The 14,952-nt window shown below is 65.4% G+C and carries 12 protein-coding genes; 6 read left to right on the forward strand and 6 right to left on the reverse strand.

The window, feature by feature from the left end; translation table 11 throughout:
- Positions 1-350: 350 nt before the first annotated feature.
- On the reverse strand, positions 351-587 hold the full coding sequence (locus ABIB00_RS28385; protein WP_247352012.1) for a DUF1127 domain-containing protein: 237 nt from the start codon (positions 585-587) through the stop codon (positions 351-353).
- Between the two features lie 184 nt (positions 588-771).
- Between ABIB00_RS28385 and ABIB00_RS28390 the strand changes: the two genes are divergently transcribed.
- Positions 772-2,115 (forward strand): aminotransferase-like domain-containing protein, encoded by a 1,344-nt coding sequence (locus ABIB00_RS28390; RefSeq protein ID WP_247446387.1) that lies wholly within the window; start codon positions 772-774, stop codon positions 2,113-2,115.
- A 26-nt stretch (positions 2,116-2,141) separates the two neighbouring features.
- On the opposite strand, the gene ABIB00_RS28395 is transcribed toward ABIB00_RS28390, so the two are convergent.
- Both ABIB00_RS28395 and ABIB00_RS28400 read right to left on the reverse strand, forming a co-directional pair.
- Positions 2,142-2,741 carry a YdcF family protein gene (locus tag ABIB00_RS28395; RefSeq protein ID WP_354106625.1) on the reverse strand — a complete coding sequence of 200 codons (600 nt, stop codon included), beginning with the start codon at positions 2,739-2,741 and terminating at the stop codon, positions 2,142-2,144.
- Positions 2,742-2,841: 100 nt separating this feature from the next.
- A complete protein-coding gene (locus tag ABIB00_RS28400; RefSeq protein ID WP_354106626.1) occupies positions 2,842-3,429 on the reverse strand; it encodes a hypothetical protein in 588 nt (195 codons plus the stop codon).
- Positions 3,430-3,507: 78 nt separating this feature from the next.
- Here ABIB00_RS28400 and ABIB00_RS28405 point away from each other — a divergent pair, with 78 nt between their 5' ends.
- Positions 3,508-3,942: a hypothetical protein gene (locus ABIB00_RS28405; protein WP_354106627.1), complete on the forward strand. Its 435-nt coding sequence runs from the start codon at positions 3,508-3,510 to the stop codon at positions 3,940-3,942.
- A 61-nt stretch (positions 3,943-4,003) separates the two neighbouring features.
- On the opposite strand, the gene ABIB00_RS28410 is transcribed toward ABIB00_RS28405, so the two are convergent.
- The 3 genes from ABIB00_RS28410 to ABIB00_RS28420 form a co-directional block, all read right to left on the reverse strand.
- Positions 4,004-6,403: a bifunctional diguanylate cyclase/phosphodiesterase gene (locus ABIB00_RS28410; protein ID WP_354106628.1), complete on the reverse strand. Its 2,400-nt coding sequence runs from the start codon at positions 6,401-6,403 to the stop codon at positions 4,004-4,006.
- A gap of 112 nt (positions 6,404-6,515) precedes the next feature.
- Positions 6,516-7,919, reverse strand: coding sequence for an MFS transporter (locus tag ABIB00_RS28415; RefSeq protein WP_247446381.1), 1,404 nt, complete (start codon positions 7,917-7,919; stop codon positions 6,516-6,518).
- Positions 7,920-8,062: 143 nt separating this feature from the next.
- Positions 8,063-8,569 (reverse strand): YciE/YciF ferroxidase family protein, encoded by a 507-nt coding sequence (locus tag ABIB00_RS28420; RefSeq protein WP_247352026.1) that lies wholly within the window; start codon positions 8,567-8,569, stop codon positions 8,063-8,065.
- Between the two features lie 437 nt (positions 8,570-9,006).
- On the opposite strand from ABIB00_RS28420, the gene ABIB00_RS28425 reads away from it, so the two are divergent.
- The 4 genes from ABIB00_RS28425 (at position 9,007) to ABIB00_RS28440 (ending at position 14,835) form a co-directional block, all read left to right on the forward strand.
- Positions 9,007-10,089: a lysylphosphatidylglycerol synthase transmembrane domain-containing protein gene (locus ABIB00_RS28425; RefSeq protein ID WP_354052847.1), complete on the forward strand. Its 1,083-nt coding sequence runs from the start codon at positions 9,007-9,009 to the stop codon at positions 10,087-10,089.
- A gap of 93 nt (positions 10,090-10,182) precedes the next feature.
- The gene (locus ABIB00_RS28430) at positions 10,183-12,135 is read left to right on the forward strand and encodes an SGNH/GDSL hydrolase family protein (RefSeq protein WP_354106629.1); all 1,953 of its coding nucleotides are present in this window, start codon (positions 10,183-10,185) and stop codon (positions 12,133-12,135) included.
- Between the two features lie 319 nt (positions 12,136-12,454).
- Positions 12,455-13,807: an MFS transporter gene (locus tag ABIB00_RS28435; RefSeq protein ID WP_247352031.1), complete on the forward strand. Its 1,353-nt coding sequence runs from the start codon at positions 12,455-12,457 to the stop codon at positions 13,805-13,807.
- A gap of 122 nt (positions 13,808-13,929) precedes the next feature.
- Positions 13,930-14,835, forward strand: coding sequence for a LysR family transcriptional regulator (locus tag ABIB00_RS28440; RefSeq protein ID WP_354106630.1), 906 nt, complete (start codon positions 13,930-13,932; stop codon positions 14,833-14,835).
- Positions 14,836-14,952 lie beyond the last annotated feature (117 nt).

Here is a 14,952-nt window from a genome sequence, read left to right on the forward strand (position 1 = left end):
GCTGCGCAGGGAAGGCCGGTTGTTTGGCTTCACCTGTATGCCGCTGTGCAATTTTCTTACGACAACTTCGCACAGTGGACCGCGGGTGCCAGCCGGCACCCGGTCTTCCCTGCGCCCTCTTTCTTGAGAGGGCAAGGCGACGAAGCAAAGCTCGGGCGAAACAAGCCGCGAGGATGAACAGCTATGTCTATCGATGAGCAACGGTCTCGTGCCCCGGACGCAGCGCAGCGCTACTTCAGCGGTGCGCAGAGCCGGGGCCCATGCGTCAGCGAGTGCAGTTGGCCTTTGGGTCCCGGCTCTGCGCCGCAACGCTTGCGCGCTGCGTCGCGTCCGGGACACGAGAGAGCGTCTTACAAATACCGCGTCAGTTCGGCTTTGACCTGACCGTAGACCGCGTCCTCGATCTGGCTGCGCGTGATCCCGATGTCGCGCAGCGCGCGGTCGTCGAGCTCGTTCAGTGTCTTGACGGCGGAGCGGTGCTCCAGGCGCTCGAACAGCGCATAGGCGCCGTTGGCGAGGGTGCGGAAGAATCCGCCCGTCGAGGATGAGCGTAAACTCCGCCCGGCAGTCTGCGAGATCGTGGTCATTGTCCTTCTCCGGCCTATGGTCCACGCGGCGAAGCGGATGCCGTTGGCGCAAGCGCTTGAGCGCCTGCACCTGATCTGCCGTCGGATTGCTCTCGCTCTCCTCGGCTCAATCGTGGACCTTGATGGAACTTAAATGCTCCAGTACACTACTCGGAGCAAGTGAAACATTGCTCTCGGTGCAATAATGTCCAAGTTCGAATACGTGAAGCTTGCCGATGCCATTGCTCTCGATATCTCTAACGGCACGTTAAGGCCCGGCGACCGGCTGCCGCCGCAGCGCAATTTTGCCTATGACCGTGGCATTGCGGTCTCGACCGCGAGCCGGGTTTATACGGAGCTTTTGCGCCGCGGGCTTGCCGTCGGCGAGGTCGGACGCGGCACCTTCATCTCCGGCGACGTCAGGCGCGAAGTCGAGACGTTGAGCGAGCCGCGCGAGGCGCGGATCGACTTCGAGGTCAATTACCCGCTGCTGCCGCAGCAATGGGCGATGATCGCGAAGAGCCTTGCGGGGCTGGAGCGCGTCGACGCGCTCGAATCCGCATTGCGCGTCTCCACCAGTACCGGCACCAAAAGTGCGCGCAATGCAGCCGCCGCCTATCTCGCGCGCAAGGATTTTGCGCCGCAGGCCGAGCAGATCGTCTTCACCGCCAACGGCAAGCAATCGCTCGCGGCTGCGCTCGCAGCCCTCGTCCCCACCGGCGGCCGCTGCGGCGTCGAGGCGCTGACCTATCCTTACGTCAAGAGCATCGCGGCGCGGCTCGGCGTGACGCTGGTCCCGATTCCGATGGACGAATTCGGCGCGCGTCCCGACGCCATCCAGAAGGCGCATCGCGAGGCCCATCTGTCGGCGCTGTATCTCCAGCCCATCATCCAGAATCCGCTCGGCGTCACCATGAACGCGACACGGCGCGCCGATATCATGCGCGTCGCCGAAAAGCTCGACCTCACCATCATCGAGGACGCCGTCTACGGCTTCCTGGCCGACGACACGCCGCTTGCGGCACTCGGACCCGACCGCTGCATCGTGCTCGACAGCCTGTCCAAGAAGGTCGCGCCGGGCCTTGCGCTCGGCATTCTGGTCGCGCCGCCGCACTTGCGCGAAAGCGTGATGAGCGCAGTGCGGACCGGCGGCTGGATCGCCTCCGGCCATGCGCTGGCGGCGGGGCACCGCCTGATGGCCGACGGCACCGTCGCCGAGCTGACGCGGCTGAAACGCATCGACGCCGCGCGCCGCCAGCAGACCGCAGCAAGGCTGCTGGCCGGCTACCAGCTCGCCGCCGATCCCCGCTCCTATCATCTCTGGCTGACGCTGCCGGCACACTGGCGCTCGCAGACCTTCGTCGCCGCAGCAGCCCGGCGCGGCATCGCGCTGACGCCGTCCTCGACCTTCGCGATCGCCCATGGCCATGCACCGAATGCGGTCCGGCTCGCGCTTGCCCCGCCCTCGTTCGAGCAGCTCGATTCCGGCCTGCGCACGATCGTGTCGCTGCTCGGCACCAAGGAAGAGGATTTTGACTCGACCGAATAGCTAAAGCGCAAGGATCTCGAGCCTGCTCAGGCTTCCGGCCATTCCGCGATGAAGCCTTTCGCCTTGTACGGCTCGATCTTGTCCCATTCGTGCAGCATGCGGCGGCGAAATTCCGTGTCGGTGTGCCAGAGCGCGCGCGGCGTCGCAAAGCTGTCGACGGTAAGCAACATCTTCTCGACCTCCGGCCAATGCCGGTGCAGCGTCATCGGATAACGCCGCGCGGTCCACGTATTGCCGAGGCAAATCACGCTCGGGATATTGTCCAACCCCAGCGCGGCCTCGATGATCGGCAGCGAGAAAATCACGTTCTCGCCGGTGTTCATCGCACGATGCTCCTCGAGGATACGGTCCGCCGGAATGCCCGCCGCGGCCATCGCCGCCCTGATGATAGTGCACTCGGATTGCTCCGAGCCTGGCGTCACGCCCCCGCTGACAATCGACCAGCGGAACAGGCCCTCGCGCCACAGTCTCGCGGCGGTGTCGGCGCGTAGCGCGACATCCTCTCGGGTTCCGAACATGAACAAGAGGTCGGCCGGCCGGAGCGGCGTATCGATCAGATGCGCGCGGTTGATCTCGGCGATCTCATCCGCCGAAGGCCTACGCGTGCTGCGATCCATGGCTGACATGGCCGCACGATGCGACACCCGCGCAGGCGCGCGAAGTCACGTTTGATTGCGGCCGATTGCACCAAGGGCAGCAAAGCCATTCAGGGCAGCAAGGCCTTGTCTAGGGCAGCAAGGCCTTGGGCACATGATCGAAGCTGTAGCTCTGCGGCTGGTTGCGCCGCACGAAGCCGCCGACCTGCCAGGCGAACAGCGCGGCAAAGCCGATGATGAACAGCGCGCCGGCGAATTCGCCGATCATGAGCGCGCGGATCAGGAGCCCCGTCATCGCCACGGTCAGCACCGCCAGAAACGCCAGCACCGCGGCATAGGTCCTGCGGCCGAGGCCTGCGGTCAATTCGGCGCGGCTGCCGGCCTTCGCCATTCGCGCGTGCAGTTCGACGATGAACGTGCGGAAACCGTTGTCCTGCGGCGCCATCAGGGCCGCGGTCTGCCAGCTCGTCGACAGGATCGCGATGCGGCCGCCGCCGGTGTGGCTGACATCGGCGCGAAAGCGGTGCTGCTGCATCGACACGGGGCGGAACGACAGCCGGATTGCACTGATCTCGTCGTAACGCCACAGGCCCGAACGGCCGCCGATGTGCCAGGACAGCCCCTCGTCCGTCAGCTCGAAGCGATGCGCCGAACCGATCAGCGACGCCTTGTAGGCATAGCTCGCGGCCGCAGCCGCCTCGGCTCCCGAATCCTGCATGTTCACATCAATCCAATCCGCGTGGTCCCGTCTGCGATCCGCTTGCGCGATCGCCCTGCCCCATCCTACAAGCGAGACATGGCTGAGACGATTTTTTTTCCGCGCCGCCTGATCCTCGGCGCCGCCGTGATCTCCGGCGTGCTGCTGGCGCTCGCCGTGCACATGCTGGGCGCGCGCTACGGGCTCGACCTCGGCGGCCTCTGGCACTCCGACACGCATGAGTTCATACCGGCGGGCGCGGCGATCGCCTGGTGGCTGATCGCCTCCGTCGGCTTCTCCGGCGGCTATTTCACGGCGACATTGATGCAGAGCGCCGTCTCCGGCCAGATCCCGCAACGGATGCGGCAATTCCTGATCGCGGTCGGCGTGCTGCTGCTGGCGGGTGCGGGCCAGGTGGCCTCGGCGCCGAGCGCGATCCCGACGGTCTCGGGCGTGCTGTCCGGGCTCGCCGCGCTGTGCCTCGGTGCCGTGATGGCGTTCTGCGGCGCGCATTTCGCGCTCCACCGCGGCTAGAGCATGATCCGGAAAAGTGCGCAGCGGCTTTCCGACGAGATCATGCTCAAACAACGGACTATCACGCCGACGCGCGCAGCTGCGGCCGGTTCAGCATGATCGCGACATCGCAGGCGGGCCGCGGCTTGCTGAACAGATAGCCCTGCGCCTGGGTGCAGCCTTCGCGCCGGAGCAGCTCGAGCTGGGCGTCGTTCTCGACGCCTTCCGCGGTGGTGACGATGCCGAGGCTCCGCCCCAGCCCGGTCACGGCGCGGATGATCGCCATGGAATCCTCGCGGGTCGCGAGCTCCGACACGAAGGAGCGGTCGATCTTGATCTTGTCGAAGGGGAAGCTGCGCAGATAGCTCAGCGACGAATAGCCGGTGCCGAAATCGTCGAGCGAGATGCGCACGCCCATGGCGCGGAGCTCATGCAGCGTGGTGAGCGTCGCCTCGCTGTTCTGGAGCAGAACGGATTCGGTGATCTCGAGCTCGAGCCGGCGCGCATCGAGTCCCGAAGCGGCCAGCGCCGCGGTGACGGACGCGATCAGGTTCGGATTCTTGAACTGCACCGGTGACAGGTTGACGGCGACGTCGACATCGTCGGGCCAGGTGGCCGCGTCGGCGCAAGCCGAGCGCAGCACGAACTCGCCGAGCTGGATGATCAGTCCGGTCTCCTCGGCCAGCGGAATGAAGTTGAGGGGCGCGATCAGGCCGCGCTGCGGATGGTTCCAGCGCAGCAGCGCCTCGAAGGCGACGACGCGACCGCTGGCGACGTCGCGGATCGGCTGATAATACGCCTCGAACTCGTCGCGTTGCACCGCGGCGCGCAGGTCCATCTCCAGCAGGCGCCGCGCCTGCGCGCGCGCATCCATGCCGGTCTCGAAGAACCGATATGTGCCGCGGCCGTCCGCCTTGGCGCGATACAATGCGAGGTCGGCATTCTTCAACAGCTCGTCGGGGTTGCTGCCATCCTGCGGCGACAGCGAGATGCCGATCGAGACGCCGATGACGATCTGATGGTCGTCGATCTCGTACGGCGCCGAGATCACCTCGACGAGGCGGCCGGCAAGGGATCGTGCCGCAGTTTCCTCGGAACGTCCGATCTGAACCACGGCGAACTCGTCGCCACCGAGTCGCGCGACGGTGTCGCTCTCGCCGACGGTGGCCTTCAGCCTGCGGCCGACCTCCTTGAGCAACGCATCGCCGATGGGATGGCCGAGCGAGTCGTTGATGTCCTTGAAGTGATCGAGATCGAGACAAAGCACCGCAAGCTGGTCGCCCGATCGGGTCCGGCGCAGTCCCTGCACGAGCTGCTCGTGGAACAGCACGCGGTTCGGCAGACTGGTCAGCGCGTCATGACGGGCCATGTGCGATATCTTGGCCTGGGCCTCCAGCCATTCGGTGATGTCCTCGAAGGTCGCGACCCAGCCGCCGCCCTGCATCGGCTGGTTGACGACCCGGATGGACCGGCCGAACCTGGTCGCGACGTCGGTCGTGGTGCGGCTCTCGCGCGCATCGGCGACAAGGCGCGCGAAGAACTCGCCCGCATCGCCCTGCCACTGACCCTTGGCCTGCTCCTCCCGCAGCACGTCGACCAGCAGGCGGCCCGTGAGCAGGATGTCGGTGCGGCCGAGCATGGCGGCATAGCGCTCGTTGAACAGGATGATCTTGCCGTCCGCGTCGAACATACACAGTCCCTGCGACATGTTCTCGAGCGCCGTGTCCAGCACGATCTGCTGCCGGCCCAGTTCGCCCTTGGCGCGGCGGTCGAGCAACGCGGCTACGAGCGCAATCGCGATGATCGCGACCGCGGCACCCGCGGTGAGGAAGGACAACGAGGCCGGCGGGATCGATAACCCGCTGATCGCGAGCGTCGGATCCGGCGTCAGCACAGCGGCGCCCATTGCGGTGAAATGATGCGCGACGATGGCGACCGTCAGCAGGGTGGTCGCGCTCAGCGCATGGAAGAGGTCGTCGCGCCGCGCGGCGACGAACAGCGCGAGCGCTGCAAAGACAACTCCGAACAGCACCGAGACGGTAACCGTGCTTCCGATCCAGTCGATGCGTGCCGGCATCTCCAGCGCCGCCATGCCGGTGTAATGCATCGTCGCCACCCCGGCGCCGACGATGGCACCGCCGAGCACGATCCACGGGGCGCGCGAGGACGATACCGCGATGCTCAGCCCCACGAACGTCACGGAGATCGCGAAGATCAGCGAAAGGATCGTTACCGGGATGTTGTAGGCGCCGGCGCCGCCCGGCCCGTAGGCGAGCATCGCGATGAAATGCGTCGCCCAGATGCCGCATCCGCTGACGGCGGCATCCAGGGCGATCCAGACCAGACGCCCGGGGCCGTGCGTCGCGCGCGCCCGGTGAAACAGACTGATCGCCGCCGCGCTTGCGAGCAGGCACACCGCGCCGCCAAGCGCGACCAGTCGCCAGTCGTGCTCCTCGGTGAGACAGTAGAGAACTTGATACATTGCGGGCCCCTATCGACCCGCACTTGAACCGACAGAGATGGACAGTCGGTAACCGGCTACGTGCCTGTTTCGGAAATGGTGAACGGAAGATGTGTTCGTTCACTCGGATTGATCATCCGCGCGGAGGCGCGCCGAAGCCGATCACGGCGGCGGCGAGCAGCAGCACGGCCGCGGACACGACCAGCGACAGATGCAGGCCCGTCATGAACGCCCCCTCCGAGGCCACCAGCGAGCCGAACAGGGCGACGCCGAGGACGCTGCCGGTCTGCCGCGTCGCGTTCAGGACTCCCGCGGCGATGCCGGAGCGCGCCTTCTCGACGCTGCCCAGCAAGGTCGAGGTCAGCGGCGGCACCAGCAGCCCAAGTCCGCCGCTGATCGCGATCATCTGCGCAAAGATCGCCCAATAGCTCGTGCCGGCTTCGATCCGGAGCAGGCCGAGGCAACCAAGCGCCGAGACGCAGGCGCCGACGACGATGGTCGGGCATGAGCCGATACGCTCGGCGAGGCGCGGCGCCAGCAGATTGACCGGCAGCACCGCCCCCATCATCGGCACGAAGGCGAGACCGGTCCACCATGCCGACAGCCCGTTGATCCTCTGGAAATACAGGCTAAGCACGAAGATCAGGCCGTAGATCGCAATGTTGACGAGCAGGCCGACGAGCGCGGTCAGCGCGAACAGCCGATGGCCGAACAGCGACAGCGGCAGCATCGGCTGCGCTGCGCGGCTCTCGCGCCAGACGAAGAGCACGGCGAGAATTGCGGCTGCGACAAAGGCTGCGATCACGGCTGGATGCCCCCAACCAAGCGCGCCGCCTTCGATGATCGCGCCGGCGAGTGCCCCCAGCGCACCGATCGCGGCAAGCTGGCCGGGCAGATCGATCTCGCGCGAGCGCGACCGCGTGGTTTCGGCGGCATAGCGCCAGCTCAGCCACAGGCCGGTCAGCCCGATCGGCAGATTGACCAGGAAGATCGCGCGCCAGCCGACCAGTGTGATCAGCGCGCCGCCGACGAAGGGACCGGCCGTGAGCGCGAGGCTCGCGCCGGCGGCCCAGATCGCAACGGCGCGGCCGCGCTGCCGGTCGTCCGGATAGGCATGGCTGAGCAGCGCCAGAGAATTCGGCACCAGGATCGCTGCCGCCAGCCCCTGGACCAGCCGCGCTGCGATCAGCACGGTCGCATTGGGCGACAGCGCGCAGGCGAGCGAGGCTGCGGTGAAGATAGCGAAGCCCGCCATGAAGACGCGCTTGGCGCCGATCCGGTCACCGAGCGCGCCGGCGGTCAGGATGAAGGCAGCAAACGCGATGGTGTAGGCGCTGACCACCCATTGCAACTCGGCGACGCCGCCGCCGAGCGTCTTGCCCATCGCATCGAGCGCGGTGTTGACGATGGTGACGTCGAGCTGCACCACGCCATAACCAAGGCTCATCGCGGCAAGGGTGAGGGAAGTCGCAAGATGCGAGCCGGCATGCGACGCGCCGGCCCCGAAGGCTTCGTATCTGATGGTGCTTACTCGCATGCTGCCACCTCGGTTGCAGCCCTATGCGGAACATATGCTTCCAGCCCGCCGTCATGTTTCGACAACGATCGAATGATGGATGCGTAACATGCGAGCGTCGCGCGGATGACCGCGCGACGCTCTATCCTTGGCTACGCCTGGTCCTAGCTGGCCGCGCGCAAGTTCACCTTGCTCTCGGCGAGCGTGGTCAGCTTCTTGTCGGTCGCCTTCTCTTCTTCCAGCGTCTTGGCGAGCACGCTGGCGCAGTCCGTGCGGCCGAGCTGCTTGGCCCAGGCGATCAGGCTGCCGTAGCGGACGATCTCGTAATGCTCCGCGGCCTGTGCCGCGTTGATCAGCGCGGCGTCGAGCACCGCCTTATCGGCGACTTCGCCTGCGGTCTCGTCGGCTTCCTCGATGATGCCGTCGATCGCGGGGCAGTCGACCGCCTTTACCTCCGCACCGTGCATCTTGAACACTTCCTCGAGGCGCTTGACGTGCTGCTTGGTTTCTTCGAGGTGCGTCAAAAAGCCCTGCTTCAGCTGCGGATCCGTCGCCTTATCTGCCATTTTCGGCAGCGCCTTGGTGAGCTGCTGCTCGGCGTAATAGATGTCCTGGAGCTGGTGCACGAACAGGTCGTTCATGGTCTTGATGTCTTTTGTGAACAGTCCCATCGGTCCGATCCTCTCGGTTTTTTGGAACACGGAGGCATCGGCTTGCGCGAAAAGCCGCCTATTCCGCCATGTTCAATTGCTGATGGGGCGCTAACCGGCGCACGGCATTGACGTTCCAAAAAAGCCCGCACCCTTTGCGCTGGAACAATGCCGGCCGTGCAGGATCTGAAACCATGTCAGATAGGGACGCGATCGGGCCCACGACTCATATGCTTAACGCGCCTCCGATGTGAACCGCGTATGACAAAAGTAGCGTGTCCAGCGCAGAACCTATCGTTGTCAAGGGCTGCACAAGTCACTGTTTCTGCCTTAAATGAGCTACATCATGCCTAAATGAGCTACATCATGCCTAGCGATCAACGCCGACCTTTGGCCTTGGATCGTACCCGACCGGCCAATGTCTGGCCTGGTCGGTCTTGCCCCTGCCGGGAGGATGAATGCACGGATTGCTGCCCGCGCTGAAACGCGGCTTCACGAGATGGATCGGCTGGCGACGCCTCGGCATTGCGGCGAGCGTCTTCATCATCGCTTTCGCCATTACCACGCTGGTGCGGACCCTCAAGGGCATCGATACCGGGGTCATCCTGACCGCGCTGACCGAGATTCCCCGCGGCAATATCGGACTGGCGGCGATCTGCGTGTGCTTCGCGTTCTGTACGCTGACCTTCTACGATTTTTTTGCACTGCGAACGATCGGCAAGAAGCACGTGCCCTATCGCATCGCAGCGCTCTCCAGCTTCACGTCCTATTCGATCGGTCACAATATCGGCGCCACGGTTTTTACCGGCGGAGCGATCCGCTTCCGGATCTATTCGGATTACGGGCTGAATGCGATCGACGTCGCGAAAATCTGCTTCCTGTCCGGCCTGACCTTCTGGCTCGGTAACATCTTCGTGCTCTCGATCGGCATGGCCATCCACCCGGCTGCCGCCTCCTACATGGATCAGCTGCCGTCGTCGATCAATCGGCTGATCGCGCTCGGCGGCCTCGCCTCGATCGGCGCCTATCTGGTCTGGCTCTGCATGGGCGAGAAGCGCCGCGAGCTCGGCCAGAAGGGCTGGAAGGTGGTGCTGCCGTCGGCGCCGCTGACGCTGGTGCAGATCCTGATCGGCGTCGTCGATCTCGGTTTCTGCGCGCTGGCGATGTACCTTCTGGTGCCGGCCAATCCGCAGATCGACTTCCTGTCGCTCTCGGTGGTGTTCATCCTGGCGACACTGCTCGGCTTCGCCAGCCACGCTCCCGGCTCACTCGGCGTGTTCGACGCCGCCATGCTGGTGGCGCTGCCCGAATTCGGCCGCGAGCAGCTTTTGGCCACGCTCCTCGTCTTCCGCATCCTCTATTTCGTCATCCCGTTCGGTCTTGCCATCTCCATCATGGGCGCACGCGAGCTCTGGATGAATGTGGTGGAGCCCTGGCAGGAGCGCCGACGACTGGCGGAGGCCTGCGCGCAGTCCAACCTGCCACAGCAGGTGGCAGCGATGGAGCGCGAGCGGTCGCTTCGGCAGGCCAGCAAACGCTAGACGGCGGCCAGCAAAGCCGTCAGACCAATGTTGCAGGCGGGGAGCTGTTCCTCTCTTATTTCCGCCTCAACTTTGCCGTTGAAGACGCGGGCCATGATCCCTATATCCTTTCGCCGTTTCCTCGCCGGCGCCCTGCTGCTCGCCGGGCTCCTCACCGCCTTGCCGCTGGAGCGGGTGGCCGCGCAAGATGCGGGCGCCATGCAGATCAGTTGGGAGGTGCGCAACCGCTTCCGGTTGTTCCGCGAGGAGCGCGACTTCCAGCTCCATGTCGAGAGTGCGCGTAACCGCAGCATCCTCGCCGCCGAGCAGTCGCTCGAACTCCAGAGCGAGGGCCGCGGCTGGGCCCGCAACATGGTCAACCGACTCTGCATCGACCTCCAGGGCCGGGTCAACCAGCCCTGCACCCGCGACAATACAAAGGAAGACTATATCACCCCGGTTGACCACCCTGTCACCGTGCGCCTCACCGGTGCAGTGCCGGTCGGCGCCACCTGCGCCTGGTCGTTCGACGACGGCGAAGGGCCGCAACAATCCACCTTCGACTGCGCCGAGCCAGTCAATCTGCGGGTCCGCTACGGCAAGCAGACAGTCGCGACCGTCGACGTCTCCTCCGGCTCCGATCCGACCCAACGGGTCCAGACCGAGATCCAGGTCCGCGACATCTTCGTCGCTGGCCTCGGGGATAGCATCGCCTCGGGCGAAGGCAATCCGGACCGGCCGCTGGCGCTGTCGGACGAAGGTTTTTGCTTCCGCTCTTATCTCGGCACCGCCGGCGCGCAGTATTACCGGCCGAGCCGGGCCGGATATAAAGGCGGTCGCGCCTGCGAGGCGCCGGATACGCTCGCCAATTGGCAGCGTTACAGCGCGCTCTGGTTCAACTCGCCCTGCCATCGCTCACTCTACAGCTACCAGGCCCGCACCGCGCTGGCGCTCGCGGTACGCTACACCCACGTCGCGGTGACCTTTCTGCCGCTCGCGTGCACCGGCGCCAGCATCGGCGACGGGCTGCTCGGCTCGCAGCGCGCCCGCGAATGCCCGCCCGGCAAGACCGGCGTCTGCAACACCAGCGTGAACGCGCAAATCGCCGAGCTGCGCGAGGCGCTGACCGCCGCAAAGAAGCGTCAGCCCGAGCGCACGCTCGACCTCGTGCTGCTCTCGGTCGGCGCCAACGACGTCTATTTCTCCGGCCTCGTCGCCGACGTGATCGTCGAGACCGCAACCGAGCGCGCGCTATTCCGACGCTCCGGCGTGATGGCGAGCGTCGATGATTCCCGCGATGCGCTGGCGCGCGAGCTGCCGCAGAATTTCGTCAAGCTGCGCGAGGCGCTGAAGCCGCTGGTCGGCGGCGACCTCTCGCACGTGGTCTACGTCTCCTATGCCAACCCGGCGCTCGCAGACGGCGGCGTGCCCTGCCGCGGCGGCCGCGCCGGGTTCGACATCCATCCCGCCTTCAACGCCGATCCGCAGCGCCTCGCCCGCGTCTCGACTTTCGTCGATACCGAATTCTTGCCGGCGCTAAAGGGGCTCGCCACCTGCACCCGGGGCGCGCTGTGCCGCGATCCCGAGGCCGACCGCATGACCTTCGTGGATTCGCATCAGGCGGCTTTCGCCGATCACGGCTTCTGCGCGCATTCGGGCAACGATCCCGAATTCGACCGCACCTGCTTTGCCGAGAACGGCCAGAGCTTCAATCCTGATATCGTGAGCGCGGCGAGCCAGCCGATGCTGTGCGGCCGCGGCGCCTCCGAATTCCGCGCCTATTTGCCGCGAGCGCGCTGGATCCGCGACGCCAATGACAGTTACTTCGCCGCGATGACCTATCCGCAAGGCTTGCCGGCGGCGAGCCAGCCGACCGACATCCACGACGCGACCTGGGGCGTGCTCTCCGCCATCTATGGCGGCGCCGTGCACCCAAGCGCCGAAGGCCACGCCGCGATGGCGGATGCCGCACTGCCGGCCGCGGCCGCAGTGCTTGGTCTGGATGCCGCGCCGCCGGGCGTGACGCGCGGGCTGCTCGCACCGCTGTCGCCGGGCGCGCAGCAGTAGCTCACGCAACCTCTACACGCACACTGCCATCGCCCGCCTTGTGCGCCCTTGCGCACTGGGGCCGGCGATCGAGTACTCCGTGACAGACGTGATTGAATCGAGACGTCGCGGCGTCCAGGATTCCCCGCCTTCGCGGGGAATGACAACGGCACGCGTGGCGCAATCGGGTTCGCCATCACCACACATCGTTCCCGCTCACCTGCCGTTCCATCAATCCAAAAACGGCATCGATTGATGCTGCCTTGAGCTTGGACACTTTGCCGCGCGCGCCTCTAGGAGTCGTCGTGAGGAAACGTTTCGAGTTCTAAGGAGGCGCGTAATGAGCGCAGTGATGTCCACAGCGGACGTGAGGAGGTCTCGCGTCAGGCTGTTCATCGTGACCATGTTGTTCCTGGTCACGACCGTCAATTATGCCGATCGCGCCACGCTGTCGATCGCGGGTCCCGCGCTCTCCAAGGAGCTGCATCTCGATCCCGTCGCCATGGGCTACATCTTCTCGGCCTTCGGCTGGTCCTATGTGCTCGCGCAGGTGCCGGGCGGCTGGCTGCTCGACCGCTACGGATCGCGCCTCGTCTATGCCTTCAGCATCATCGTCTGGTCACTGTTCACGACGCTGCAGGGCTGGGTCGGCTTCTTGAGCGCCGGCACCGCAATCACCGTGCTGTTCGGCCTGCGCTTCCTGGTCGGCATCGCCGAAGCGCCCTCATTCCCCGCCAATGCCCGCATCGTCGCGGCCTGGTTTCCGAGCAACGAGCGCGGGACTGCGTCGGCCTTCTTCAATTCCGGGCAGTATTTCGCGACCGTGATCTTCGCGCCGCTGATGGGCTGGATCGCGCATGACTATGGCTGGCGCTATGTGTTCTTCGTGATGGGCGCGCTCGGCGTCGTGATGGGTCTGGTCTGGATCAAGACCATCTACGGTCCGAAGGAGCATCCCGGCATCAACGAGGCCGAGTTCGACTACATCAAAGAAGGCGGCGCATTGGTTGACCTCGACGCGCCCAAAGACGATCTGAAGCATGAGCGCGCAGCGGCTTCCGGCCCCGGCTGGGATCACATCCGCCAGCTGCTCTCCAACCGCATGATGCTCGGCGTTTATCTCGGCCAGTACTGCATCAACACGCTGACTTATTTCTTCCTGACCTGGTTCCCGGTCTATCTCGTCAAGGAGCGCGGCCTGTCGATCCTGCAGGCCGGCTTCGTCGCGACGCTGCCGGCGCTGTGCGGCTTCATCGGCGGCGTGCTCGGCGGCGTCATCTCCGACGCCATCCTGCGCAAGACGGGTTCGCTGACCATGGCACGCAAGATCCCGATCGTCGGCGGCATGCTGCTCTCGATGTCGATCATCGCCTGCAACTATGTCGACGGGCAGGCGCTGGTGGTCGGCTTCATGGCGCTCGCCTTCTTCGGCAAGGGCATCGGCGCGCTCGGCTGGGCTGTCGTCTCCGATACCTCGCCCAAGGAAGCCGGCGGCGTCTCGGGCGGCCTGTTCAACACCTTCGGCAATCTCTCCTCGATCAGCACCCCGATCGTGATCGGCTACATCCTGGCCGCGACCGGCTCGTTCAACGGCGCGCTGATATTCGTCGGCGCCAATGCGCTGGTGGCCGCATTCGCCTATCTCGTGATCGTGGGCAAGATCGAGCGCGTGGTGCTCAAACGTTCCTCCTGAGGGCTCCCATGGGAGCTTGACCAGGCAACTTAACGGCGGCTTCACAGCCGCCGTCTTTGTTTTGGGGGTAATCGATGCTAGAAGTGCCGGGGAAACGCCTTATTCATCTAAGGCATGTATCGATGTTTGACCTTAACCAGCTCCGCTGTTTCGTCACGGTGGCGGAAGAATTGCATTTCGGCCGCGCCGCGGCGCGGCTGAACATGACCCAGCCGCCGCTGTCCCGGCAGATCCAGGTGCTCGAGCACATCATCGACGCGCCGCTGCTGGAGCGCACCAGCCGCTCGGTGCGGCTGACGCCTGCCGGGCGCAGCTTCCTGCCGGAAGCGCGGCGCATCCTGAAGCTTGCGGAAAGCGCCTCGCAAGTCGCCCGCCGCATCGCGCTCGGCAAGACCGGCTCGCTGAAGATCGGCTTCACCGCGGCCGCCGCCTACGGCTTCCTGCCCGAGCTCGTCGCGGCCTGCCGTGCCAAGCTGCCCGAGGTGGACTTCTCACTGAAGGAGATGGTGTCCGGCGACCAGTTCGAGGCGCTGTCCTCGGGCCAGATCGATGCCGGCCTGCTCAGGCCTCCGATCGCGCGTCCCGAGATCGCCAGCCGGCGCGTCGTCGCCGAGCCCCTGCTCGCCGCGATCCCGAAAAAGCATCCGCTGGCGAATGCCGAGAGCATCACCATAAAGGATTTCGACAACCAGCCCTTCGTGATGTATTCGCCCTACGAGAGCCGCTATTTTCACGACGTGCTGGTGGCGATGTTCACCCGCGCCGACATTTTGCCGCGCTACGTGCAGCACTTGAGCCAGATCCACTCGATCCTCGCCATGGTGCGCGCCGGCCTCGGCCTTGCGATCGTGCCGGCGGCGGCGGCGAGCCTGAAGATCGCGGACGTCCGCCTGCGGCCGCTGAAGCTGCGCACGCGCGTTCCCGTCGAGCTGTTCATGGTCTGGCGGCGCAACGACGAGAATCCGCTGCTCTCGGCGCTCGTCAAAATCGCGAGCGAATTGTCCTCGGCGGAGGCGAGGGAAGATTGATGCTGATTTCGCATTGGTCGATATAGGCTTTGGCTTGGACGCGCATCGAACGGTCTCCTAAACCACGGCGCATGGACGCGCAGGCTTGCGTCCTCCACAACATGAGACAAGGGAGCA

Origin of the sequence: Bradyrhizobium sp. LB14.3 (assembly GCF_040547985.1) — a bacterium.
Taxonomy (GTDB): Bacteria; Pseudomonadota; Alphaproteobacteria; order Rhizobiales; family Xanthobacteraceae; genus Bradyrhizobium.